20 protein-coding genes and 3 tRNA genes are annotated in these 23860 nt (G+C 54.7%); 9 read left to right on the top strand and 14 right to left on the bottom strand.

Annotation, left to right across the window (positions count from 1 at the left end):
• Positions 1–2: 2 nt before the first annotated feature.
• From hflK to nnr, 8 genes are all read right to left on the bottom strand, one after another.
• Positions 3–1283, bottom strand: coding sequence for an FtsH protease activity modulator HflK (gene hflK, locus ACT3RR_RS17585; protein ID WP_353500642.1), 1281 nt, complete (start codon positions 1281–1283; stop codon positions 3–5).
• A gap of 33 nt (positions 1284–1316) precedes the next feature.
• Positions 1317–2621, bottom strand: coding sequence for a ribosome rescue GTPase HflX (gene hflX / locus ACT3RR_RS17590; RefSeq protein WP_034795161.1), 1305 nt, complete (start codon positions 2619–2621; stop codon positions 1317–1319).
• Positions 2622–2719: 98 nt separating this feature from the next.
• A complete protein-coding gene (gene hfq, locus ACT3RR_RS17595) occupies positions 2720–3031 on the bottom strand; it encodes an RNA chaperone Hfq (RefSeq protein ID WP_034795158.1) in 312 nt (103 codons plus the stop codon).
• Between the two features lie 114 nt (positions 3032–3145).
• The gene (gene miaA / locus ACT3RR_RS17600) at positions 3146–4087 is read right to left on the bottom strand and encodes a tRNA (adenosine(37)-N6)-dimethylallyltransferase MiaA (RefSeq protein ID WP_496200830.1); all 942 of its coding nucleotides are present in this window, start codon (positions 4085–4087) and stop codon (positions 3146–3148) included.
• Positions 4080–5993, bottom strand: a complete 1914-nt coding sequence (gene mutL / locus ACT3RR_RS17605; protein WP_353500641.1) for a DNA mismatch repair endonuclease MutL — start codon at positions 5991–5993, stop codon at positions 4080–4082. The genes miaA and mutL overlap by 8 nt, the downstream gene beginning before the upstream one ends.
• A 45-nt stretch (positions 5994–6038) precedes the next feature.
• Positions 6039–7805, bottom strand: a complete 1767-nt coding sequence (gene amiB, locus ACT3RR_RS17610; protein WP_496200831.1) for an N-acetylmuramoyl-L-alanine amidase AmiB — start codon at positions 7803–7805, stop codon at positions 6039–6041.
• A 7-nt stretch (positions 7806–7812) separates the two neighbouring features.
• Positions 7813–8280: a tRNA (adenosine(37)-N6)-threonylcarbamoyltransferase complex ATPase subunit type 1 TsaE gene (tsaE, locus tag ACT3RR_RS17615; protein ID WP_353500639.1), complete on the bottom strand. Its 468-nt coding sequence runs from the start codon at positions 8278–8280 to the stop codon at positions 7813–7815.
• 10 nt (positions 8281–8290) lie between these two features.
• Entirely contained in the window at positions 8291–9805 is a 1515-nt protein-coding gene (gene nnr / locus ACT3RR_RS17620; RefSeq protein ID WP_496200832.1) for a bifunctional ADP-dependent NAD(P)H-hydrate dehydratase/NAD(P)H-hydrate epimerase, read from the bottom strand.
• Here nnr and queG point away from each other — a divergent pair.
• A complete protein-coding gene (queG, locus tag ACT3RR_RS17625) occupies positions 9804–10991 on the top strand; it encodes a tRNA epoxyqueuosine(34) reductase QueG (RefSeq protein WP_496200833.1) in 1188 nt (395 codons plus the stop codon). The two genes, nnr and queG, sit on opposite strands and share 2 nt — an antisense overlap.
• A 301-nt stretch (positions 10992–11292) precedes the next feature.
• On the opposite strand, the gene ACT3RR_RS17630 is transcribed toward queG, so the two are convergent.
• The 4 genes from ACT3RR_RS17630 to orn form a co-directional block, all read right to left on the bottom strand.
• A tRNA-Gly gene (locus tag ACT3RR_RS17630) sits at positions 11293–11368 on the bottom strand.
• A 78-nt stretch (positions 11369–11446) separates the two neighbouring features.
• Positions 11447–11522 (bottom strand) — tRNA-Gly (locus ACT3RR_RS17635).
• A gap of 45 nt (positions 11523–11567) precedes the next feature.
• Positions 11568–11643: transfer RNA gene (locus ACT3RR_RS17640), tRNA-Gly, on the bottom strand.
• A gap of 227 nt (positions 11644–11870) precedes the next feature.
• Positions 11871–12416 carry an oligoribonuclease gene (gene orn, locus ACT3RR_RS17645; RefSeq protein ID WP_034795138.1) on the bottom strand — a complete coding sequence of 182 codons (546 nt, stop codon included), beginning with the start codon at positions 12414–12416 and terminating at the stop codon, positions 11871–11873.
• A 169-nt stretch (positions 12417–12585) separates the two neighbouring features.
• Between orn and rsgA the strand changes: the two genes are divergently transcribed.
• The 3 genes from rsgA (at position 12586) to mscM (ending at position 18315) form a co-directional block, all read left to right on the top strand.
• Positions 12586–13623: a small ribosomal subunit biogenesis GTPase RsgA gene (gene rsgA, locus ACT3RR_RS17650; RefSeq protein WP_485904143.1), complete on the top strand. Its 1038-nt coding sequence runs from the start codon at positions 12586–12588 to the stop codon at positions 13621–13623.
• 264 nt (positions 13624–13887) lie between these two features.
• Complete coding sequence (asd, locus tag ACT3RR_RS17655) at positions 13888–14916, top strand: archaetidylserine decarboxylase (RefSeq protein ID WP_496200844.1); 1029 nt, start codon at positions 13888–13890, stop codon at positions 14914–14916.
• 36 nt (positions 14917–14952) lie between these two features.
• A complete protein-coding gene (mscM, locus tag ACT3RR_RS17660; RefSeq protein ID WP_485904141.1) occupies positions 14953–18315 on the top strand; it encodes a miniconductance mechanosensitive channel MscM in 3363 nt (1120 codons plus the stop codon).
• Between the two features lie 79 nt (positions 18316–18394).
• Here mscM and epmA read toward each other — a convergent pair whose 3' ends face one another.
• Positions 18395–19372: an elongation factor P--(R)-beta-lysine ligase gene (gene epmA / locus ACT3RR_RS17665; protein ID WP_353500634.1), complete on the bottom strand. Its 978-nt coding sequence runs from the start codon at positions 19370–19372 to the stop codon at positions 18395–18397.
• 292 nt (positions 19373–19664) lie between these two features.
• On the opposite strand from epmA, the gene frdA reads away from it, so the two are divergent.
• The 5 genes from frdA to blc all read left to right on the top strand — a co-directional run bounded on the left by frdA (position 19665) and on the right by blc (position 23621).
• Positions 19665–21464, top strand: a complete 1800-nt coding sequence (frdA, locus tag ACT3RR_RS17670; protein WP_496200834.1) for a fumarate reductase (quinol) flavoprotein subunit — start codon at positions 19665–19667, stop codon at positions 21462–21464.
• A complete protein-coding gene (locus tag ACT3RR_RS17675) occupies positions 21457–22191 on the top strand; it encodes a succinate dehydrogenase/fumarate reductase iron-sulfur subunit (RefSeq protein WP_353500632.1) in 735 nt (244 codons plus the stop codon). Before frdA ends, ACT3RR_RS17675 begins: the two co-directional genes overlap by 8 nt.
• Positions 22192–22202: 11 nt before the next feature.
• Entirely contained in the window at positions 22203–22607 is a 405-nt protein-coding gene (gene frdC / locus ACT3RR_RS17680; protein ID WP_353500631.1) for a fumarate reductase subunit FrdC, read from the top strand.
• A 12-nt stretch (positions 22608–22619) separates the two neighbouring features.
• Entirely contained in the window at positions 22620–22979 is a 360-nt protein-coding gene (frdD, locus tag ACT3RR_RS17685; protein WP_396132800.1) for a fumarate reductase subunit FrdD, read from the top strand.
• A gap of 117 nt (positions 22980–23096) precedes the next feature.
• Positions 23097–23621, top strand: coding sequence for an outer membrane lipoprotein Blc (gene blc / locus ACT3RR_RS17690; RefSeq protein ID WP_496200835.1), 525 nt, complete (start codon positions 23097–23099; stop codon positions 23619–23621).
• Between the two features lie 69 nt (positions 23622–23690).
• Here blc and ACT3RR_RS17695 read toward each other — a convergent pair whose 3' ends face one another.
• Entirely contained in the window at positions 23691–23825 is a 135-nt protein-coding gene (locus ACT3RR_RS17695) for an entericidin A/B family lipoprotein (protein WP_353500628.1), read from the bottom strand.
• Between the last annotated feature and the right edge of the window lie 35 nt (positions 23826–23860).

Below are 23860 nucleotides of genomic sequence, written 5' to 3' on the forward strand. Positions count from 1 at the left end.
TGTTATTCTCTCCCTACGCGAAGTGTATCGTCACGCTGTGCATCAGCACGGCGTTGGTCCATGACACTGCCAGACGAACGGGAACCGCTGTTATTGGCACTGCTGTTCACACTGTTCAGTGAACTTGAAGATCTAGGAGGCAGAAGCCCACCCTGATCACTTCCTTTTGATGCAGCTGCGTTGCCGCCGCGCATAATTTGGTCCAGAGGCAACATCATCAGATTGTTGCTCTTGTCGTTAACCAAGATTTTACGAGTATGGCTAAGGACGTTCTGCATGGTTTCGATATAAAGACGCTCGCGGGTAATTTCCGGCGCAGCTTTATATTCAGGCAGCAGCTTGGCGAAACGAGCCACTTCACCCTGTGCTTCCAGAACCGTACGGTCTTTATAGGCTTTAGCATCTTCCAGCTTACGCTGTGCTTCACCGTTTGCCTGAGGCTGGATCTGGTTAGCGTAGGCTTCTGCTTCACGAATAGACTGCTGCTCTTTCTCACGGGCGGCGATGGCGTTATCGAAAGCCGCTTTCACTTCTTCCGGTGGACGCGCGGTCTGGAAGTTGACGTCCTGAACCGTGATACCCATTTTGTATGGACGAATGGTTTCTTCCAATACGCGTTGGGTGTCGCTACGCACCGTGGTACGGCCTTCAGTCAGGATTTTATCCATCGTGTACTTACCGATAACGCCACGCAGTGCACTGTCAGTTGCCTGACTCAGGCTGTCGTCAGCATTCGCCACGCTGAACAGGTAAGCTTCCGGATCGGTAACGCGATACTGAACGTTCATCTCGACGCGCACGACGTTTTCGTCGGAGGTCAGCATGACGCCAGAGGCCGCCAATTCACGCACAGATTCGACGTTAACAGCACGAACCTGATCGATGAAGGTTGGTTTCCAGTTCAGACCAGGCTGGACCAGATGGCTAAACTTACCGAAACGCGTCACTACGCCGCGCTCCGCTTCTTTAATCGTGTAGAAACCGCTGGCGGCCCAGATAACGACCACGGCCACAACGGCGATACCGATAATACGACCGCTTAGGCTGTTTTGCGGACTAGAACCATTGCCGGTTCCATTGCCATTGCCCGAGCCTTTTCCACCGAAACCACCCAGCTTTTTGCTGAGTTTACGGAAGATATCATCGAGGTCAGGCGGGCCCTGTTCGCGGCCACCTTTGTTGTTATTACCACCAGAATTATTTCCACCAGAGTTGCCGCTATTGTTGCTGCTGCCCCAGGGGTCGCGGTCCTGTCCGTTATTACCGGGCTGATTCCACGCCATGTTATAGCTCCATTATTCTATGATTGGTGTTCTTCAGGCCAAATCAGACAGGTTCTGGTTGCGGACATAACCACTCAGTGCCTGTTCTTGTTTGCAGAGGCGATTCCAGTCAACAATGGGCATTCGCACCATAAGACCAATACTTCCATCCTCTTCAATCCATTCTTTTTCAATAGCCTGAAGCTGGTAAAAACGGCTACGAAGGCGGCCTGCCTCCGGTGGTAAACGCAATTCATGCTGCGCTATTTCACCAGAAAGACGCTCCGTCAATGCCTGAAATAACAACGGGATACCTTCACCGGTCACGGCTGAAAGCCAGACCCTGATCGGCAAATTCTCATCGTTGCGGTCGATACGCGGGACAAAGTCATCCAACATATCTATTTTATTCATCACTAACAGCACAGGGATATCATCTGCTTCAATCTCTGCTAGCACCGTATTCACCGCGTCGATATTTTCCTCAACGCGAATATCCGCTGCGTCTATCACATGCATTAGCAGAGTTGCCTGTCGGGTTTCCTGCAATGTCGCTTTAAAAGCGGCGACTAAATCATGGGGCAGGTGACGAATAAACCCTACGGTATCCGCCAGCACTGTTTCGCCGACATCTGCGACCGAAATGCGTCGAACTGTCGGGTCTAGCGTGGCGAACAACTGATCGGCCACAAACACGTCGGCCTCAGTAATACGGTTAAACAGCGTTGATTTGCCGGCGTTGGTATAACCGACGAGCGAAACAGTGGGGATATCGGCACGAATACGCGCCCGACGGCCTTGTTCACGCTGCTTGGCGACTTTCTCAAGTCGGCTGAGGATAAGCGTTATCCTGTCGCGTAATAAACGACGGTCGGTTTCGAGCTGGGTTTCACCCGGCCCACGAGCACCAATACCGCCACCTTGACGCTCAAGGTGTGTCCAGCCGCGAACCAATCGGGTAGCAATGTGGCGTAATTGCGCCAATTCTACTTGTAATTTACCTTCATGGGTTCGAGCACGCTGGGCAAAAATATCTAAAATTAGTCCGGTACGATCGACCACGCGACATTCGCACAGTGCTTCCAGGTTTCTCTCCTGGCCAGGTGTAAGTGCATGATCAAACAGGATAACAGACGCGCCAGTTGCTTTAACTGCGTCTGCAATTTCTTGGGCCTTTCCTTCACCGACAAAGTATTTAGGGTGTGGAGCCTTACGGCTACCTGTGACGACTTGTAACGCCTCAACACCTGCAGAAGATACCAGCGATTCGAATTCGCTCAGGTCTTCCGTGTCTTTGTCTCGCGAGAAATAGATATGAACCAGTACGGCCTGCTCACCGGCTTCATAACGGTCAAACAAGCTTGTGACCTCTCATTTGGGGAAAAACCGCCAGCCAAGGGCACATAAGCGTAATCGGAAGACTTATGAGCCCCATCGTGGTCAACCAGCTATGCGCCTTATTCAGCGTCATCGCTGTCCTGCTGCGGCTGTTGCGGCGCAGAAGAAGTACTACCTTGGTGATAATTACTGCCGCCACCACTGCTTGGATTATTACTATGGTGAGAAACCGGGCGGGAAGGCACCACGGTGGAGATAGCGTGTTTATACACCATCTGGCTTACCGTGTTCTTTAACAGAATGACAAACTGATCAAAAGACTCAATCTGGCCTTGCAGCTTAATACCATTCACCAAATAAATAGAAACCGGAACACGTTCACGACGCAATGCGTTCAGGAACGGATCTTGCAAAGATTGCCCCTTAGCCATTCTATCTTTTCCTTATTAGTTTGTTGTTCGTAACTTTGAGCCTATTGGCTCGAAAATAAAACACATCAAAAATTTGCGCGCTGAGTACTAATCAATTGTACACAATCACCCAACCTATGCACTAACAACCTGAATTACACGGCTTAAGGCTTCGTCTGGCTTTTCTGTGTCCAGCCATTCAACCCCCTCCCAGCCACGCAACCAAGTCATCTGACGTTTGGCTAGCTGTCGTGTCGCGCAAACACCACGATAAACCATTTCATCGTAGTCGGTTTCACCAGAAAGATATGACCACATCTGGCGATACCCCACACAACGAATGGAAGGCAAATCCGTATGCAAATCGCCACGAGCTTTCAGCGTTCTGACTTCGTCTTCAAAACCATTCAATAGCATCTGACTAAAGCGCTGTTCAATACGTTCATGTAACAATTCACGACGCGTTGGGGCAATCGCAAATTGATGCACGTGATAAGGCAGCGTTTCACCCGAAATTTTAGTCAGTTCGGTTAAAGTTTTACCCGAAATAAAAAAAACTTCCAGTGCTCTGGACAGTCTCTGTGGATCATTCGGATGAATTCGCAAAGCGGCAACCGGATCTATCTCGCGTAACTGCGCATGCAAAGACTCCCAACCTGACTCCGCCGCCTGCGCTTCAATGCGCTGGCGAACGTCAGCATCAGCCGAAGGTAATGGCGATAAGCCCTCTAATAATGCTTTGAAATACATCATGGTCCCGCCCACTAACAGCGGAATTTTGTTACGCGCGGTGATCTCGGCCATTTCGCGCAAAGCGTCTGCGCGGAAGTCAGCAGCAGAATAGGCTTCACTCGGGTCGAGAATATCGATTAATCGATGCGGCGCGTGACTCAGTTCTTCCGCCGTCGGTTTCGCGGTGCCGACATCCATTCCCCGGTAAATCAGTGCGGAATCCACGCTGATAAGTTCGACGGGAAGATGCTCGAGTAAAGACATCGCGAGCGCTGTTTTGCCGGAAGCCGTTGGCCCCATAATAAAGATAGCTGGGGGTGCAGAATGTATATTCAAGTCAGTCATGCTTAAAAGCCGCCAGGGCGGGCTGTAAATCAACAGGTTGCAGGAGACCGGACGGAGGTGATTTCACCAATTGGGGGCAAAGTCGCTCGACATCCGTGAGTAATTGTATGGCCTGAGCAATGGTCCAGACTTCATGATCGCTACCAATATGGCGGGCAAACCACATGGCTACCGCATCAGAAGTCGCCTCCTGCTGAACAGCAAGGTAGCCTAACAGGTCAGGTATCAACTTTTGTAAATTTTGTTGGCGTAAAGGTAAAGGTACCGCGCGCAAGGTCACACGCTGGTGATCAACCCCCATCTCTATGCCGAATTTCTGCAGCAGGGCCTGATAGCGAGCAAGGGTGGCGCTCTCTTCTTTATTTATTTGCAGCTTCAAGGGGATAAGCAGTGGTTGTGGGCGTAAGCCCTCTTCCGTCGGCGTCAGCTGTGCCCTTTTCAACCAGCGTTCAGCAACCGGCAGTGATAACAATGCCAACTGCTTGCCCCGTTCGAGCAGGGCGTATTCCGGCGCGCAGACGGTCAGCACGCGCCCAAAGCTTTGGCTATGGGACTCCAGTGCAGGCTCGGCGGGCTGATTATGCGACACTTTAGGCTGAGCCGCTGGCGCAGGTTCGTTGGCGTGTAAGGCTTCGGCGGTGGTTTGCAACAAACGCTGGTACACCTCGCCCTGTGGCGGACTGTAAGTCGGTTTGTCTTCTTTAAATAGCTGCTCGCGCGGCTGGCTGACTCGCGACGTGGCCGGGAACACATTCTCCCGAGGCGCTTTTGGCGCAGCATCACGCTTGGCGGCTGGCTGTGAGAAGTGATTGCCCCCCGCCGCCTGCCGGTTCTCCGGCTGCCAGCGCGGCAGTTCATCTTCCACGCCGTCTTCGTCTACGTTCGGCTGGGCGACTAATTCTGGCTTGGCCGCCTGCTGCAATACCGTCATCACAGCCTGATAGATAAAGTCATGTACCAGACGCGACTGGTGGAAACGTACTTCATGCTTGGCGGGGTGAACGTTGACGTCCACCTGATGAGGATCGACATCCAGATAGAGCACGTAAGCGGGCTGCTGATCGTCTTTCAACTGATCCTGATACGCCTGACGGATCGCGTGATTTATCAGGCGATCCTTCATCATGCGGTTATTCACATAACAATATTGCATGTCAGTCAGGCTGCGAGAGCCCGCCGGATCGGCAACCCAGCCGCGAATGCCTAAATCGCCGTGTTCCCATTTCACTTCCAGCGCGTGTTGGACAAAGGTCTGCGAGCAGATGCTTGCCAGACGGCGTGAAGATTGCGCCGGGTCTGTCACGGCGCGATATTGACGAATCAGCTTGCCGTTGTGGCTCAGGTTTATGGCGACGTCGAAACGCGCCAGCGCGATGCGGCGCACCACTTCATCAATATGGGTGAATTCGGTTTTTTCGGTGCGCATGAACTTGCGTCGGGCGGGCGTGTTGTAAAACAGATCGAGCACTTCGACCGTCGAGCCTTGAGGGTGCGCGGCAGGTTTTACCGTCACCGCCATATCGCGCCCTTCGGCATAGGCCTGCCAGGCTTCTGGCTGCGCCGCCGTACGCGAGGTGAGCATCAGGCGCGATACCGAGCTAATACTGGCCAATGCTTCGCCGCGAAAACCTAAACTAATGATGGCTTCGAGGTCATCCAGACAGCTAATTTTACTGGTGGCGTGGCGCGCCAACGCCAGCGCCAACTCATCTTTACCAATGCCGCAGCCGTTGTCGCGAATGCGGATGAGCTTGGCACCGCCGCGATCGATATCAATATCGATTCGCGTAGCGCCCGCGTCCAGACTGTTCTCGACAAGCTCTTTCACTACCGAAGCCGGTCTTTCGACAACCTCACCAGCCGCAATCTGGTTAGCTAACTGCGGCGGCAGAACCTGAATCGGCATGGCAGCTCCTGTAAGCGACGTTACAACCCGTGACGCATGGCCGGGTTATGACTGCGGAATAGTTAATGTTTGGCCAAGCTGAACTTCGCCGGACTTCATGTGATTCGCCGTTTTGATGTCATTCATGCTGACACCGTACTTGGATGCTATAGCGGATAGCGTATCGCCGCGAGTCACTTTATGCTTTGCCGCTTTTTTCTTAACGGCAGCGGTTTTGGTACTGTTTGGCGAAACCGCCCTGGTGCCGGCAGGCACTTTCAGCCGCTGCCCGACCCAAACACCGTCTTTCTTCAATTTGTTCATATCACTCAAGGCTTTCGGCGTGGTGCCGTAGCGATTGGCGATGCCCGTTAAGGTTTCGCCGCGCTTAACCTGGTGAATCTGCGTTGCCCCGGCCGATGCCGCCGTGGCTTCAACCGGGCCAGGCTGGCTCATCGAGCTGTTAGCAGCCCTGTTGCCTGAATCAACCGCCGTTGCTGAGGCCAGCAACGGTCGGTTTTCGACCTTTGGGCCGGATTGCAACGGATGCGACAGGAAGTAATTACGCAGGCCGGAATAGATGGCCTGAGCAATTTTATCCTGATACGCGCTGCTTCCAAGCAGCCGCTCCTCATTCGCATTACTGATAAAGCCGGTTTCTACCAGCAGGGAAGGAATATCCGGCGAGCGCAATACGCCAAGGCTGGCGTGCTCTGGCTTGGCTTTGTGCAACTTGCCGACGTGGCGCAGCTGAAGCAAGACTTTAGAGGCGACGTCATAACCCACGCGTTGCGAATGGCCGAACTGTAAATCCAGCACTGCTTGGCTTAAGTAAGGGTCAGCCGCCGTATTTGCCAGCATGTCACCCGCGCCGCCTAACAGCTCGGACTGCTTCTCGTGCTGTTCCAGCCAGTTACCCATTTCGCTATTAGCGCGGCGGTTAGACAGCACCCAGACGGATGCCCCTGTCGCGCTGCGGTTCGGCGCGGCGTCCGCGTGAATAGAAACCAGCACGTTAGCGCCTTTTTTACGCGCCACGTCCGAACGGCCCATGACAGAAATGAAGTAGTCGCCATCGCGGGTCATTGCCGGTTTGAACATCGGGTCGGCATTGAGCTTGGCTTCAAGCTTGCGCGCAATGGCAATAGTGACGTTTTTCTCTTTCAGGCCATTGCTGCCGATGGCGCCTGGATCTTGGCCGCCGTGACCGGCGTCAATCGCCACAATCACCTGATTATCACTGGTGGTGCCGCGCGTGCGCGGGGTCGGCGTATTATCAGATGCCGGGCCGCTGGTGACTGCCGTCAGCTTGTTGCCGTCGAACGGATTAGAGCCATTATTGTTCGCCGGAGCCGGAGCTGGCGCTCTGTTTGGCGAAGGCGTCGAGGTCACAGTATCAATAGGCGCCGCGCGCTTGGTTGGCGTTCCCGCCGCCGTCATGGTGAACACCACCTGATTCTGCTGGGTAACGGCGTTAGTGCGAACTTTTTGCGTTAATTCAAACACTAAACGCTGGCTCTGGGCGTCCTGTGCATTGCTCGAACGCACGCGCTTCACCAGATTCTGCCCATTAAAATTCAGCGGCAGACCTCTCATGACGCCGCTTTGCTTAACGTCTATCACCACGCGTTCTGGATTATGTAGTGGGAAAAAAGCGTAATCAGGCTTACCGTCAAAGGTGATGGTAATGGTCGATTGGGTTGACCCATTGGACACATTGATGTTTTTCATGCCAGCGGCCAAGGCTGGCGAAAGGGAAACGGTAGCAAAAAGCGCTAACGACGCTAAAAAAAGCGTTGTCCTGAGGAAGCATGTTTTGAGGCTCTGAGTCATCGCGTGCTCATCCTTGCTGTTGTACCAGATGCAATAAACTCAGACCTAAATCAGATACTGCGTTAATCGTTGCTTTGCGCTGATCACCCTGATATTCAAGGGTTAATTCAATGTCTGGGGCAGGTAAAACGCCAGCGCCCTGCTGCGGCCACTCGACCAAACAAATTGCGTCTTGCGCGAAGTAATCGCGGATCCCCATAAACTCGAGTTCTTCCGGGTCAGCCAGACGATACAAGTCAAAATGGTAGACCGCAATCGGCTCAAGCTGATAAGGCTCCACCAAAGTATAGGTTGGGCTTTTAACATTTCCATGATGACCAAGGGCTTGCAGGAACCCCCGGCTAAAGGTGGTTTTCCCGGCACCTAAATCACCAAACAGGTGAATAACCGTGGAACCCTTGCACGCATTGGCAAGGGTAGCACCTAATTTCAGCGTCGCCGCTTCGTCCGGCAGAGAGATAAATAATTGATTCATTAGGTAATATCTATTTTTTTAAGTCAGGATTAACTAACGGGGCAATTACCGTTAAAAGATCTGTCGCCAGCATACCGCGCGTTCCTTGCGAAAGGGCCAGTCTGTCGGCGGCGGCACCGTGAACCACCGTGCCCGCGCAGGTTGCCGTATACAGAGAAAGTTTTTGTGCCAGCAGGCCGCCAATAATGCCGGAGAGCACGTCACCCATCCCGCCGGTCGCCATACCCGCGTTACCGACATCGGCCAAGGCCAATGGCCCGCCGTCTTGGGAAATCAAACTGCCCGCGCCTTTTAAGACCACAACGCCGCCATAGCGTTCTGACAATTTACGCGCAGCAAGTAAGCGGTCACTTTCAATCTCTTTCACTGAACATCCGAGCAAACGGCTGGCTTCGCCGGGATGAGGCGTCAACACGCGATTTTGCCGTTTCTGCGGTGTGATTGCCAGTAAGTTAAGCGCATCGGCATCGAACAAGGCGGTTTTTTGGCTTTCCGTCACTTGTTTGAAGGCATTTTTGCCCCAGCTGTTCTGCCCCAACCCCGGCCCGAGCACCACCACGTCGGCCCACTCCAGACCTTCGGCCAGCGATTTTTCATTCAGCTCCTGCACCATCAGCTCTGGTCGGGCGGTAAGCAAGGGGCCAAGATGCTGTTTGTGAGTGAGTACTCGCACCATGCCAGCGCCTGCGCGCAGCGCGGCTTCGGCAGCCATTCTTATGGCCCCGGCAAAGCCAATATCGCCGCCGACCACCAGCAAATGGCCGTGATCGCCTTTGTGCGAACAAGGGCGTCGAGGGTGCAACCAGTCAGCAAGCTGGCTTGCGTCGAGCCGCTGCAATACCGGCGGATGGCCGCCCAGCCAGCTTTCCAGCCCGAGGGGGTCACAGTGCAGCTTACCAACGTGGTCCCGCGCCTTGCCGGTCAATAAGCCCGGCTTCAGGGCGATAAAGCTAATCGTCACCTCGGCATTCACCACGTCCCCTTCTGCCGCGCCGGTGGCGGCGTTCAGGCCAGAGGGAATATCCAGCGCCAGCACCGGCGCAGGGTGCTGATTAATAGCGGCGATTAATCCGTCATAGGGCGCGCGCGGGGCAGACGACAGCCCGGTCCCCAGCAGGCCATCAATAATCAAATCAATATCTTCTGGCCAACTGGCTTCAGCACTCAGCGTGTGCCCGCCCGCCTTCTGCCAACCTTGTTGCGCCATCTGAGCTTCTTCAGGCAGCGGCTTTTTGCCGTCCACCGCCAGCAGCGTCACCTGTAAACCCGCCGCCTTGGCAAGCCGGGCGATCTCATAGCCATCCCCGCCGTTGTTGCCATGCCCACACAGCACCAGCCAGTGTCTGGCAGCAGGAAACTCGGCGCGAGCCAGAGAAAAAGCCGCCGACGCCGCGCGTTGCATCAGTGTAAACAAAGAGATACCGGTTTCCCGCGCAGCCTGAGACTCGGCCTGCCGCAGCCAGTCTGCGGAAAAGACAGAATGTGGTAAACTCGCCGCGTTACGTTTTTCACTTTGGTTAGTCATGACACTCCCTCTCGATCTCATTCAGCTGTCCCAACTTATCAAGCAGTGGGGCCAATCTCTAGGCTTCCAGCAGGTCGGTATTTGCGATACCGATTTATCGGCTGAAGAACCGAAATTACAAGCGTGGTTGGATAAACAATACCACGGTGAAATGGATTGGATGGCTCGCCACGGCATGCTGCGCGCCCGTCCGCACGAGCTTTTGCCCGACACCTTGCGGGTGATCAGCGTGCGCATGAACTATCTGCCCGCCAAAGCCGCCTTCGCCAAAACCTTGAATAACCCCGAGCTGGGCTATGTCAGCCGCTACGCCTTGGGGCGCGACTATCACAAGGTTTTACGCCAACGCCTGAAGAAATTGGGCGAAAAAATCCAAGACTATTGCACGGAACATGCTGATTCGACGGCGATTGATGGCTCGGATCAGCATGGCACACAAATTTCATTTCGGCCTTTTGTCGATTCTGCTCCCATCATGGAGCGTCCGCTGGCGGAAAAAGCCGGGCTTGGCTGGGTTGGTAAGCACTCACTGATATTAAATCGTGAAGCCGGATCGTGGTTCTTCCTCGGCGAACTGCTGATTGATTTGCCGCTGCCGGTGGATAAGCCGCAGGAGGAGCAGTGTGGGCGCTGCGTGGCCTGCATGACGATTTGCCCGACGCAGGCGATTGTCGCGCCCTACACCGTGGACGCCCGCCGCTGCATTTCCTACCTCACCATCGAGCTAGAAGGTGCCATTCCGGAGGAATTTCGCCCCCTGATGGGTAATCGCATCTACGGCTGTGATGACTGCCAGCTGATTTGCCCATGGAGTCGCTACTCGCAACTGACTGATGAAGATGACTTTAGCCCGCGCGCCGCGCTGCACGCGCCGGAGCTGATCGCCCTGTTCGGCTGGAATGAAGAGAAGTTTCTGCGCATCACCGAAGGTTCGCCGATCCGGCGCATTGGCCATCTGCGTTGGCTACGCAACATTTCAGTGGCACTGGGCAATGCGCCTTATGCAGAAAATGTGCTTTTGGCCCTGCAATCTCGCCAAGGGGAAAATAGCCTGCTTGATGAGCACATTGAGTGGGCTATCGCGCAGCAGCTGCAAAAACGGAGTGAAAACCAAGTCGAGGTGCAATCTTCGCAGAAGAAACGTCTGATTCGGGCGGTGGAAAAAGGCTTACCGCGCGACGCATAAGGCGGGATTTGAATTGTAATATTGTGAAGTTTTTATCTGTGCATAAAAATAAAAATGCTTTGCCAATCAAGTGCAAAAAAAAGAGCAAGTGATCGTCATAACGTTTACTCATATATTTATTTTGTTAAAAATCAAACAGTTATTTTTTAACAAGAAATAGCGATGGAAAAACGCACTGTGCGAAAACCAAACGAAATCTGTGGATAAGTCTGTTAAAGAAGTTACTACAAAGGATGTAAAGTGATGACGTAACGCGCCTGTAAGTGGCGTGGTGTCTGGCTTAGATATGAAGTGGATAATTTGGAGCGGGAAACGAGACTCGAACTCGCGACCCCGACCTTGGCAAGGTCGTGCTCTACCAACTGAGCTATTCCCGCATTGAGATACTTGACGTATCGCGCTGTTAACTGGTTTGTTGGAAAACCACAGCGTTACTTCTGAGAGATGAAACTTTTTGGAGCGGGAAACGAGACTCGAACTCGCGACCCCGACCTTGGCAAGGTCGTGCTCTACCAACTGAGCTATTCCCGCGTCACATGGTGGTGCTTTTACTAGGTAAATCTGAAACTTAAAATTTGGAGCGGGAAACGAGACTCGAACTCGCGACCCCGACCTTGGCAAGGTCGTGCTCTACCAACTGAGCTATTCCCGCTCTGCGCACTCAACGAAATTCTTCATCGGTACGGGGTGCGCATTATACGAGAAATCCTTTCCCTCGCAAGCCCCTGAAAGCAAAAAATCGCGTTTTTTGTTTAAGTGCCGATTAAAACAACAAACCGGCGATTTAATCGGCAAAACGGCGCAATATTCTCTCCAACCTCTCGCAATGCTCTGTTAATCCGAAAGTAAAAATAATTTGCGCCGCTGAGCCAGACAATCTTAATTCTGGATGAAGTGCTCGCGGTAATAGGCTAACTCAGCCACCGACTCACGGATGTCATCCAGCGCCTGATGGGTATTTTGCTTTTTAAATCCGCTCAGAATCTCCGGCTTCCAGCGACGAGCCAGCTCTTTCAGCGTGCTGACATCCAGATAGCGATAGTGGAAGTAGGACTCCAGCTCAGGCATGTACTTGAACAGGAAGCGTCTGTCCTGCGCCACGCTGTTGCCGCAAATTGGCGATTTACCCTCTGGCACCCACTGGCGCAAGAATTCAATGGTCTTCAACTGCGCGGCGTTGTCATCAAAGGTACTGGCTTTCACGCGTTCAACTAGGCCACTGCCGGTGTGGGTGCGCACATTCCACTCGTCCATCAGCGCCAGTTGGGCATCTGACTGGTGAACCGCCATGACGGGACCTTCGGCCAAAATGTTCAGGTTCGCGTCAGTGACCAGCGTTGCTATCTCAATGATGCGATCGCGTTCAGGGTCAAGTCCGGTCATTTCCAGATCGATCCAGATTAAGTTGCTGTCATTTCCTGCCATGTTATTTCCTGTTACCTGCCTGACGCGGGTGCTGTTACACCAACAATCAGAAGTTTATGAGAGACGCCTCGAGTAACCGCCGGCCAGCAACGGTTAATAAATACAAAATAGCTGGTATCATAGACGTTTTGGTCGCAACGAGCGATTAAAGCCAGTCAAGTGAGGCGCAGTGACTAAGTCAAAACTGTCTAAAGGGCAACAACGTCGCGTACAGACTAACCACCAGCGTCGTCTGAATCAGACCGACAAACGGAAAGAGCTGGACGACTCCCTGCATGGCGAACCGCAAGACGGCGTGGTGATCAGCCGTTTCGGGATGCATGCGGACGTTGAAGCGGCCGACGGCAGCCAACATCGCTGCAATATCCGCCGTACCATTCGTTCTCTGGTAACTGGCGACCGCGTCGTATGGCGCGCTGGCGAGAATACCAGTGTTAAAGGCATCGTCGAAGCCGTGCATGAACGCACCTCGGTGCTAACCCGTCCTGATTTCTACGACGGCGTAAAACCTATTGCTGCCAACATCGATCAGATTGTGATCGTCTCCGCCATTCTGCCGGAGCTGTCGTTAAACATTATCGACCGTTATCTGGTCGCCTGTGAAACGGTGGAAGTTGAACCATTGATTGTGCTGAATAAAATTGACCTGCTTGATGATGAAGGTCGTAAATTTGTTCAGAGCATGATGGATATCTATCGTCGGATTAACTACCGCGTGCTTGAAGTGTCCAGCCAAACGGGTGAAGGCATGCCAGCCTTCGAAACGGCGCTGACCGACCGAATCAGCATCTTTGCCGGTCAGTCGGGCGTAGGTAAATCCAGCCTGCTCAACGCGCTGCTTCCGCCAGAAGAAAAACAGATTCTGGTTAACGAAGTGTCTGATAACTCAGGCCTTGGTCAGCACACCACTACCGCGGCGCGCCTGTACCACTTCCAGAAAGGCGGAGACGTTATCGACTCCCCGGGCGTGCGTGAATTTGGTCTGTGGCATCTGGCCCCAGAGCAGATCACCCAAGGCTTTGTGGAATTCCGCCCTTATATCGGCCACTGCAAGTTCCGCGACTGCAAACACGGCAGCGATCCGGGCTGTGCGATTCGCGACGCCGTAGACAAGGGTGAAATTGCCGAAGAGCGTTTCGACAACTACCACCGTATTCTGGAAAGTATGGCTGACGTAAAAACGCGTAAAAACTTCGATGCCTTGTGATGGGTAACGGGTTGAATTAACAACCTATTGAGTGTCTGGCGGCTTCTTGCCGTGTTGAAGACATGATTTACCCTAGTTACAATCCGCGCCATCAACATGTCGCATCATCAACATGTTATCGCCATGACCTGATGCGGCACTTTGCCGCATCGTCGTGATTAGCGGCTTATGGCTCTCTGGCGGACTCCGCTCACCTTGAGCAACCTGCCTATTTTTTTGCGTGCCGAATGAATCGGCGCGATGACATTACCCAAGAGGTTCCCCGTGCTGGACAGTATCAAAATCAAACTTCAATACTTACTTCCGAAACAAGGGCTGACCCGTCTTGCTGGCTGGGGCGCAGAAAAACGCGCTGCAACCCTGACTCATTGGGTTATCAAGGGCTTCGCACGTTTCTACAAAGTAGACATGAAAGAAGCCCAGAACCCAGACCTTAAATCCTATGCCACTTTCAACGAATTCTTTGTTCGCCCGCTGCGTGACGGCGCGCGCCCGGTCGTCAGTGGTTTGGATATGCTGGCACTGCCAGCCGACGGCGCAGTTAGCCAGTTGGGCGCCATTACCGACGGCAAACTGTTCCAAGCCAAAGGCCATTTCTACTCTCTGGAAGCTCTGCTAGCAGGCAATTACCAGTTGGCCGAGCAGTTCAAAGATGGCCACTTCGCCACCATCTATCTGGCCCCGCGCGACTATCACCGCGTGCATATGCCGTGCGACGGTACCCTGCGTGAAATGATTTACGTGCCGGGCGACTTGTTCTCCGTTAACCCCCTCACCGCCGCCAATGTGCCAAACTTGTTTGCACGTAACGAACGTGTGATTTGCCTGTTTGAAACTGAATTCGGCCCAATGGTGCAGATTCTGGTCGGCGCCACCATCGTCGGCAGCATTGAAACCGTGTGGGCTGGCTGCGTGACGCCTCCGCGCGAAGGCATCATCAAGCGCTGGACTTACCCAGCGGCGGGCGAAGAAGGGGCGATCACGCTGGAAAAAGGCCAAGAAATGGGCCGTTTCAAGCTGGGTTCAACCGTGATCAACCTGTTTGCGCCGGGCAAGATCACCTTCATGCCGCAGCTCAGCAATGGCACCGTGACCCGCATGGGCGGCGCATTTGCCGAAGGCGTGCGTCTGACAGCGGCCGCTCAGCCAGAGCCGGTCGCCGACGTGATGGTTGAAGCCGTAGTCGAAAAAGAAGTGACCCAAGAAGTGGTAGCAGAAAGTGAAGAACCTCAACCAGCGGGTATGGCTCAGGCCGGTGTCACCAAGCCAGCCACGCCGCCGGAAGAGATCTAACACCGTTCTCAGCCCCATTTTAAAAGGAAATATCGAGTGCGCCTGATACCTGCGTTACTGATGAGTTTATTGCTGGCCCTGCCGTTAGTGTCTAGCGCAGCGCCGACGGAAGATCAGCTCAAACAAGATCTGAAGCAGGCCGAATCCAATAAGGAAATGGCCAATCAGGCGCAGGTTGTTGAAGCCTTACAGAATGCCCTTAACTGGCTGAGCGAAGCGCGGGCCTCCACGGGTCGCGCCAACCAATACCAGAAAGTGATCGATGATTTCCCTAAATTAACTCAGAGCCTGCGCCAGGATTTGCAAGCTCAGGGTGATTCTCCCCTGCCCGTCGACAGCGATATGACGGCGGCACAGCTCGACCAGCAGATTTTGCAGGTCAGCAGCCAGCTTTTGGAAGAAGCGCGCCAGCTAAGGCAGGAGCAGGATCGCTCGCGGGACATCAGCGACTCATTAAGCCAAATTCCCCAGCAGCAATCTGAAGCCCGCAACGCGCTGGCCGACATTGAACAGCGTCTGCAATCCACGACCAGCGACGGCAACTCTTCGTCGCTGGCTCAGGCACAGCTTAGCGCCCTGCAAGCCGAATCAGCGGCGCGCAAAGCCAAAGTGGACGAGTTAGAACTGGCCCAGCTGTCGGCCAATAACCGCCAAGAGCTGTCGAGAATGCGCGCCGATTTATACAAAAAGCGCCATGACCGCCTCGACCAGCAGCTGCAAACCCTGCGCAACAATCTCAACAGCCAGCGCCAGCGCGAAGCCGAGCAGGCACTGGAGAAAACCGAACAGCTGGCCGAGCAGAGTGGCGAGCTGCCTTCTTCCGTCACTAAGCAATTGCAGGCCAACCGCGAGCTGTCGCTGGCGCTCAACCAGCAAGCTCAGCGTATGGACCTCATTTCATCCCAGCAGCGTCAGGCGGCGACGCAGACGCTACAGGTGCGTCAGGCACTCAGCACCATCCGCGAACAGGCCCAGTGGCTTGGGCAATCCAATTTGCTGGGGGAAACGCTGCGGGCGCAGGTCGCCAAGCTGCCTGAAATGCCAAAACCTCAGCAACTTGACCGCGATATGGCCGAGCTGCGCGTTCAGCGTCTGCACTACGAAGACCTGTTAGACAAGCAGTCCAGCTTCAGTCAGGCGCTACAGGATGACGGTTCGAAGCTGACCTCGGCTCAACAGAAGATTCTGGATGCCCAGCTGCGCACCCAGCGCGACCTGCTCAACTCCCTGCTGTCAGGCTGTGATTCACAAATTCTTGAGCTGACCAAGCTGAAAGTGGCAAACGGCCAGTTGGTCGAAGCCCTAAATGATATCCACGAAGCCGCGCACCGCTATTTGTTCTGGGTCGCCGATGTCAGCCCCATTACCTTTGCTTACCCGCTGCAACTGGCGCACGACCTGACCCGCCTGCTGTCGCTGGATACCCTCTCCCAGCTGAGCAGCGCCTTTATGATGATGGTGACCAGCCGCGAGACGCTGATCCCCCTGTTTGCCGCGCTGATTCTGGTTATCGTCAGTATTAGCTCGCGCCGCCACTACTACGCGTTCCTTGAGCGCGCCAGCAGCCGCGTGGGCAAGGTGACCCAAGACCACTTCTCGCTGACGCTGCGCACCGTTTTCTGGTCGATTCTGGTCGCCCTGCCGCTGCCGGTGCTGTGGGCGGCGCTGGGTTTTGGCCTGCAAAGCGCCTGGCCCTACCCCATCGCGGTGGCGATTGGCGACGGCGTCACTGCCACCCTGCCAATCCTGTGGGCCTTTATGATCAGTGCCGCCTTGGCACACCCGCAGGGCTTGTTCATCACTCACTTTGGCTGGTCGCAGCGCGCGGTGTCGCGAGCAATGCGTTATTACATGATGTCCATCTGGCTCATCGTGCCGCTGATCATGGCGCAGATAACCTTCACCAATCTTAACGACCGCGAGTTTTCCAATACCCTTGGCCGCCTGTGCTTCGTTCTGCTCTGTCTGGCCCTGTATCTGGTGACCCATAGCCTGAAACGCGCCGGGATCCCGCTCTATCTGGACAAGAAAGGCAATGGCGAAAACGCCGTGAACAATGCCCTGTGGTGGATGCTGCTGGGCGCGCCGCTGCTTGCCGCCCTGTTCTCGCTGCTGGGCTATCTGACGACGGCGCAGGCGCTGCTGGCAAGGCTTGAAACCTCGGTGGCTATCTGGTTCGTGCTGCTGGTGATTTACCATATTATCCGCCGCTGGATGCTTATCCAGCGCCGACGCATCGCCTTTGAACGCGCCAAGCAGCGCCGCGCTGAGATGCTAAGCCAGCGCGCCCGTGGGGAAGAAGAGTCGCAGCAGTCGAGCAATGAAGGGGCAATTGAGATCGAGGAGCCGGTGGTGGATCTGGATGCGATCAGCGCCCAGTCGCTGCGTCTGGTGCGTTCGATCCTGACCATGATTGCCTTTGTGCTGGTGATCTTCCTCTGGTCGGAAATCCACTCGGCGTTCTCCTTCCTGGAAAACATCCACCTGTGGCAAGTCTCCTCGGTGGTGCAAGGGGTTGAGAGCATGCAGCCGATCACCCTCGGCGCAGTGCTGATCGCCATTCTGGTGCTGATCATTACCACCCAGTTGGTGCGTAACTTACCGGCCCTGCTCGAGTTGGCGCTGCTGCAACACTTGGATCTCACGCCGGGCACTGGCTACGCCATCCTGACCATCACCAAGTACGTGCTGCTGATCATCGGTGGCGTCAGCGCCTTCTCCCTACTCGGGATCGAGTGGGCCAAGCTCCAGTGGTTGATCGCCGCGCTGGGTGTGGGTTTGGGCTTTGGTCTACAAGAGATCTTCGCCAACTTCATCTCTGGCCTGATCATCTTGTTTGAGAAGCCGATCCGTATCGGCGACACCGTCACCATTCGCAACCTGACGGGCAGCATCACCAAGATCAACACTCGTGCGACCACCATCGCGGACTGGGACCGCAAAGAGATTATCGTTCCTAACAAAGCCTTTATCACCGAGCAGTTCATCAACTGGTCGCTGTCTGACTCCGTTACCCGCGTGGTGCTGACCGTTCCGGCACCGGCGGAAGCCAACAGTGCGGAAGTCACTGAGATCTTGCTCAACGCCGCGCATCGCTGCCAGCTGGTACTGGATAACCCAGCGCCAGAAGTCTATCTGGTTGATTTACAACAGGGGATTCAGATTTTCGAGCTGCGTATGCACGCCGCTGAAATGGCCCACCGTATGCCGCTGCGCCATGAGATCCACCAGCTGATTCTCGCTGGCTTCCACGAGCACGGCATCATTCTGCCATTCCCACCTTTCCAAGTGCGGATGGAGACGTTGCGTCGGGCGCAAAATGGCAGTAATGCCACTTTCACCACCTCGAGCGGCAACTCGATGACCAGCAACAGTTCACGCTCGCCGGGCGATTTGTAAGCCCGTCTTGATGCCACGAAAAAGGCCAGCAATCTGCATTGCTGGCCTTTTTTATTGCCTATCGGGAAGGATCGCCGTTTTAGGCTCTCATCACCGGGAAGGCCAAAATTTCACTCAGGCTATCCGCGCCGAGTGCAATCATGATCAAACGGTCAACGCCCAGGGCCACGCCAGAGCACTCAGGCATGCCGTGCTGCAACGCGCCCAACAGATTATGGTCGATAGGCTGCACCGGCAGGCCACGGGCCGCGCGCTTGCGATTATCCTGCTCGAATCGTTGCTGCTGCTCGCGTCCGTCAGTCAACTCGCGGAAACCGTTCGCCAGCTCCACGCCTTTGTAATAGACCTCAAAACGCTCGGCTACGCGGTGATCTTCAGTGCTGATCTCAGCCAGAGAGGCCTGCGTCGCCGGGAAGTGATAGACAAAGGTCGGCTTGTCGCGGCCAATGTGCGGCTCCACGCCCATGGTGAACAGCAGCTGTAGCAAGGTGTCGCGGTCTTCTTCGGTATCGGCAATGTTGGATAAATCCAGTTTCGCCGCCGCTTCACGCAGTTGGGCCTTGTCGGCCGACAGCGGGTCGACGTCCAAATGGCGGGTGAAAGCCTGCTGATAGGAGAGTGTCTCAGCCGACTCGCAGTCCAGCACCTGCTGCAACAGGTCATCAACCTCGTTCATCAGGCGATACATGTCATAGCGCGGGCGATACCACTCCAGCATGGTGAACTCGGGGTTATGATGACGCCCGGCTTCCTCGTTGCGGAAGCTTTTGCCCATCTGATAGATCGGGCCACTGCCCGCCGCCAGCAGGCGCTTCATGTGATATTCCGGGCTGGTCATCAGATAGAGCGTCATGCCATCGGCCGCGCCAGGGCCAACAAAGCGCGTCTCGAAAGGCACCAGATGAATATCCGTGACCGTCGCCTGGCTCATCGCCGGGGTTTCTACTTCTAATACGCCACGATCAGCGAAAAAACGTCGAATCTCGGCAATGATTGCCGCGCGCTTCAACAAATTGGCGATAGGAGCACTGGGTTGCCAGCTTGCTGTTTCGCTCATGGTGCTTAACTCCGAAGTTCAAAAGGGGGTGCAGTCTACCCGTATACACAGAGGCAAACAAATATCTCATTCTGTGTCATAAAACAGCAACAGAAGTTATAGAAAGCCAAAAATCAGCGTTCACATCAAATTTCAGCTACTCCTCTTTAGGTATAATTAAACCCACACAAATAATAAGAATATATAGCTCTGAGCCAGAGCCTGCATGCCATCAGAGTCAACAAGGCCATCATAAATGCTGGCTTTTCAACAGGCTAAGACGCCTGACACATGATGATAGTGGAGGAATGCAGTGCAAACCTTTAACGCCGACATTGTAATAGTAGGTGCAGGTGGCGCGGGTTTACGCGCAGCCATAGCTGCAGCAGAAGCCAATCCCAGCCTCAACATTGCGCTGATATCGAAAGTTTATCCAATGCGAAGCCACACAGTGGCTGCCGAAGGGGGCTCCGCCGCCGTAACTCAGGATCATGACAGCTTTGCCTATCACTTTCAGGATACCGTTTCCGGGGGTGACTGGCTGTGTGAGCAAGACGTCGTTGACCATTTCGTCCACCAATGCCCAGAGGAGATGGCCCAGCTCGAAATTTGGGGCTGCCCGTGGAGTCGCAAAGACGATGGCTCCATCAACGTGCGGCGCTTCGGCGGAATGAAAATAGAACGCACCTGGTTCGCTGCTGATAAAACCGGTTTCCATATCCTCCACACTCTGTTCCAAACCTCCCTCAAATATCCACAAATCAAACGATTCGACGAACATTTCGTCCTCGACATCTTGGTCGACGATGGCCGGGTACACGGCGTGGTCGCTATCAATATGATGGAAGGCCAAAAGGTGCAAATTCGCGCCAACGCGGTGGTGATGGCCACCGGCGGCGCGGGCCGCCTATACCGCTATAATACCAACGGCGGCATTGTGACCGGCGACGGCATGGGCATGGCGCTACGCCACGGCATCCCGCTGCGCGACATGGAGTTTGTGCAGTATCACCCGACCGGCCTGCCCGGCTCCGGCATTTTGATGACCGAAGGCTGTCGCGGCGAAGGCGGCATTCTTATCAACAAAGAGGGCTACCGCTACTTGCAGGACTACGGCATGGGGCCGGAAACGCCACTCGGCGAGCCGAAGAACAAATATATGGAACTCGGCCCGCGCGACAAGGTGTCTCAGGCCTTCTGGCATGAATGGCGAGCAGGAAGAACTGAGTCCACGCCGCGCGGTGACGTGGTTTATCTCGACCTGCGCCATCTGGGTGAGAAAAAACTGCGCGAACGCCTGCCGTTTATCTGTGAATTAGCCAAAGCCTATGTCGGCGTCGACCCGATCAACGAACCCATCCCGGTTCGCCCGACCGCGCACTACACCATGGGCGGCATTGAAACCAACGCCCAGTGCGAAACCCGCATCAAAGGGCTGTTTGCCGTCGGCGAATGCTCGTCGGTCGGCCTGCACGGCGCCAATCGCCTCGGCTCTAACTCTCTGGCGGAACTGGTGGTATTTGGCCGCATGGCGGGAGAACAAGCCGCGCTGCGCGCCACGGAGTCCGTTTCTATCGCCAACAGCGCCGCGCTGGATGCACAGGTGGCTGACATCGAAAAACGCCTACAGGCGCTGATGGCGCAGGAAGGCGATGAAAGCTGGGCGACGATCCGCGACGAAATGGGCATGTCGATGGAAGAAGGCTGCGGCATCTACCGCACGCCGGAGTTAATGCAGAAAACCATCGATAAGCTGGCCGAGTTAAAACAGCGCTACAAACGGATAAAAATCAAAGACACCTCAAGCGTGTTCAACACCGACCTGCTCTACACTCTGGAGCTGGGCTATGGCTTGGACGTGGCGGAATGTATGGCGCACTCGGCTTTCCACCGCAAAGAGTCGCGCGGGGCGCACCAGCGCCTTGATGAAGGCTGCACCCAGCGTGATGACGAAAACTTCCTCAAACATACGCTGGCCTTTTATCAGCCGGACGCCGCGCCGCGTCTCGAGTACGGCGATGTGAAAATCACCACGCTGCCACCCGCCAAGCGCGTTTACGGCGGTGAGTCAGACGCTCAGGATAAAAAAGACAAGGAGCAATCCCATGGCTGAAATGAAAAGCCGCAAGGTTGAGATCATGCGTTATAACCCGGAAACCGACAGCGCGCCGCATCCGGTGATTTATGACGTGCCTTTCGATGAAACCACCTCGCTGCTGGATGCCCTCGGCTACATTAAAGATCACCTTGCAGCCGACCTCTCCTATCGCTGGTCGTGCCGCATGGCTATCTGCGGCTCGTGCGGCATGATGGTCAATCGGGTGCCCAAGCTGGCCTGTAAAACCTTCCTGCGCGAATACCCGGAAGGCATGCAAATTGCCGCCTTGGGCAACTTCCCGATCGAGCGCGATTTGGTGGTCGACATGACCCATTTCATCGAAAGTCTGGAAGCCATCAAGCCCTATATCATCGGCAACTCGCGCGATGCCAGCCAAGGTCCGGGCAACCAAACGCCGGCCCAGATGGAGAAATATCACCAGTTCTCCGGCTGCATCAACTGTGGCCTGTGCTATGCCGCCTGCCCGCAGTTTGGCCTCAACCCTGAGTTCATCGGCCCGGCGGCAATCACGCTGGCGCATCGCTACAATCTGGACAATCGCGACCACGGCAAGGCGCAGCGAATGCCGCAGCTCAACGGCCAAAACGGCGTCTGGAGCTGTACGTTTGTCGGCTATTGCTCGGAAGTCTGCCCGAAACATGTCGACCCCGCCGCGGCTATCCAACAAGGCAAAGTGGAAAGCTCGAAGGACTTCATGATTGCGAGGCTCAGACCGCAATGAGGGAACAAAATATGCTGAATACGCCAAGTAAAAGAAAGCCTTACACGCCAGAGATGAAAGCTAACTGGTGGCAAAAGTCAGGGTTTTACCGTTTCTACATGTTGCGCGAAGGGACGGCGGTGCCTGCCGTTTGGTTTAGCCTGCTGCTGCTGGCGGGGGTTTTCTCATTGAAGCACGGCGCAGAGAGCTGGGCGACCTATGTGGCTTTCCTGCAACATCCGGTGGTACTGCTGATTAACCTGATTGCCCTGCTCGCGGCGCTTTTGCACACCAAAACCTGGTTCGAATTAGCGCCCAAGGCGTCAATTATTATCGTCAAAAACCAGAAGATGGGACCAGAGCCGATTATTGGGGCTTTTTGGGCTATCACCGGCATCGCGACAGTGGTGATTTTGACCCTCGCGCTACTTTATTAATGGGAGGAGATGATGAATAAAACTCTGCCAAAACGTTCTGACGAGCCGGTCTTTTGGGGGCTGTTCGGCGCGGGCGGTATGTGGAGCGCGATTTTTGCGCCGGTGATGATCCTATTGGTGTGCTTCCTGCTGCCTTTAGGCTTTTTCCCCGGCGACGCGCTGAGCTATCCGCGCGTCCTCGCCTTCGCGCAAAGCTGGATCGGCCGTCTGTTCCTGCTGCTGATGATCGTTCTGCCGCTGTGGTGCGGCTTGCACCGGATCCACCACGCGATGCATGATCTAAAAATTCACATCCCTGCCGGGAAATGGATTTTTTACGGTCTGGCGACCATTCTGAGCATTGTGACGCTGATCGTGCTGATTCGACTCTGATCTTATTAGGTTTTCCTCTTCACGGCCCGCCTTTCGGGCCGTTTATCCTCTCGAAGCATTATCCCTTTCTCGCATTTCTACCTACACTTAGCACAGGCATCTAAGGAAAGTAGGTTTATGAAAATCTGGTCAAAATTGAGCGTGTTAGCAACGGCAGTCATGTCGGTTGCCTGTAGCGTGACGCCGCCCGCCGACGTCAAAGTGGTCAACAATTTCGAGTTAACGCGTTATTTGGGGACCTGGTACGAAATTGCCCGGTTGGACCACAGTTTTGAAAGTGGTTTGGAGCAGGTCACGGCGAATTACAGCCTGCGTGACGATGGCGGCGTGAAGGTAATTAATCGCGGCTATAACATTAAAAAGCAGAAGTGGCAGCAGAGTGAAGGCAAAGGCTATTTCACCGGGCCAACCTCACGCGCGGCGCTTAAAGTCTCCTTCTTCGGCCCGTTCTATGGCGGTTACAACGTGATTGAGCTGGATAAAGATTACCAGTACGCGCTGGTCTGCGGCCCGAATAAGAGCTATCTGTGGATCTTGTCACGCACGCCGAAGCTGAGTGATGGCGTCAGGGAGAAACTGCTCAATACCGCGCAGGAATATGGCTTTGACACGCACCAGCTTGTTTGGGTGAATCAGCCTTAAGAGAGAATACTGCCTGCTCATGAGATGCAGGCAGTATCTGCAAACTGCATTAGGAAGCGCTACGCGAGGTTACTGCGTGCTTTTTTGGATAGCCTGGCCGCCAGCAGAGATATCTTCGCCTACCCCACGAGTGGTGTTACAGGCCGTCAGAGCACTGGAGAGAACCAAAACAGACAAAAGGGTGAGAATACTTTTCTTCAGCATATAAATTTCCTTCCTATAAGAGAATGTAAAGTACG

Source organism: Ewingella sp. AOP8-B2-18, from assembly GCF_052376015.1.
In the GTDB taxonomy this organism is placed as follows: domain Bacteria; phylum Pseudomonadota; class Gammaproteobacteria; order Enterobacterales; family Enterobacteriaceae; genus Ewingella; species Ewingella allii.

What these genes read in the sequence shown, in the direction of transcription:
- hflK (WP_353500642.1), bottom strand. Translation starts at nt 1,283, where the DNA reads ATGGCGTGGAATCAGCCCGGTAATAACGGACAGGACCGCGACCCCTGG.
- hfq (WP_034795158.1), bottom strand. Translation starts at nt 3,031, where the DNA reads ATGGCTAAGGGGCAATCTTTGCAAGATCCGTTCCTGAACGCATTGCGT.
- miaA (WP_496200830.1), bottom strand. Translation starts at nt 4,087, where the DNA reads ATGACTGACTTGAATATACATTCTGCACCCCCAGCTATCTTTATTATG.
- mutL (WP_353500641.1), bottom strand. Translation starts at nt 5,993, where the DNA reads ATGCCGATTCAGGTTCTGCCGCCGCAGTTAGCTAACCAGATTGCGGCT.
- amiB (WP_496200831.1), bottom strand. Translation starts at nt 7,805, where the DNA reads ATGACTCAGAGCCTCAAAACATGCTTCCTCAGGACAACGCTTTTTTTA.
- tsaE (WP_353500639.1), bottom strand. Translation starts at nt 8,280, where the DNA reads ATGAATCAATTATTTATCTCTCTGCCGGACGAAGCGGCGACGCTGAAA.
- queG (WP_496200833.1), top strand. Translation starts at nt 9,804, where the DNA reads ATGACACTCCCTCTCGATCTCATTCAGCTGTCCCAACTTATCAAGCAG.
- nnr (WP_496200832.1), bottom strand. Translation starts at nt 9,805, where the DNA reads ATGACTAACCAAAGTGAAAAACGTAACGCGGCGAGTTTACCACATTCT.
- orn (WP_034795138.1), bottom strand. Translation starts at nt 12,416, where the DNA reads ATGGCAGGAAATGACAGCAACTTAATCTGGATCGATCTGGAAATGACC.
- epmA (WP_353500634.1), bottom strand. Translation starts at nt 19,372, where the DNA reads ATGAGCGAAACAGCAAGCTGGCAACCCAGTGCTCCTATCGCCAATTTG.
- ACT3RR_RS17675 (WP_353500632.1), top strand. Translation starts at nt 21,457, where the DNA reads ATGGCTGAAATGAAAAGCCGCAAGGTTGAGATCATGCGTTATAACCCG.
- frdC (WP_353500631.1), top strand. Translation starts at nt 22,203, where the DNA reads ATGCTGAATACGCCAAGTAAAAGAAAGCCTTACACGCCAGAGATGAAA.
- frdD (WP_396132800.1), top strand. Translation starts at nt 22,620, where the DNA reads ATGAATAAAACTCTGCCAAAACGTTCTGACGAGCCGGTCTTTTGGGGG.
- blc (WP_496200835.1), top strand. Translation starts at nt 23,097, where the DNA reads ATGAAAATCTGGTCAAAATTGAGCGTGTTAGCAACGGCAGTCATGTCG.
- ACT3RR_RS17695 (WP_353500628.1), bottom strand. Translation starts at nt 23,825, where the DNA reads ATGCTGAAGAAAAGTATTCTCACCCTTTTGTCTGTTTTGGTTCTCTCC.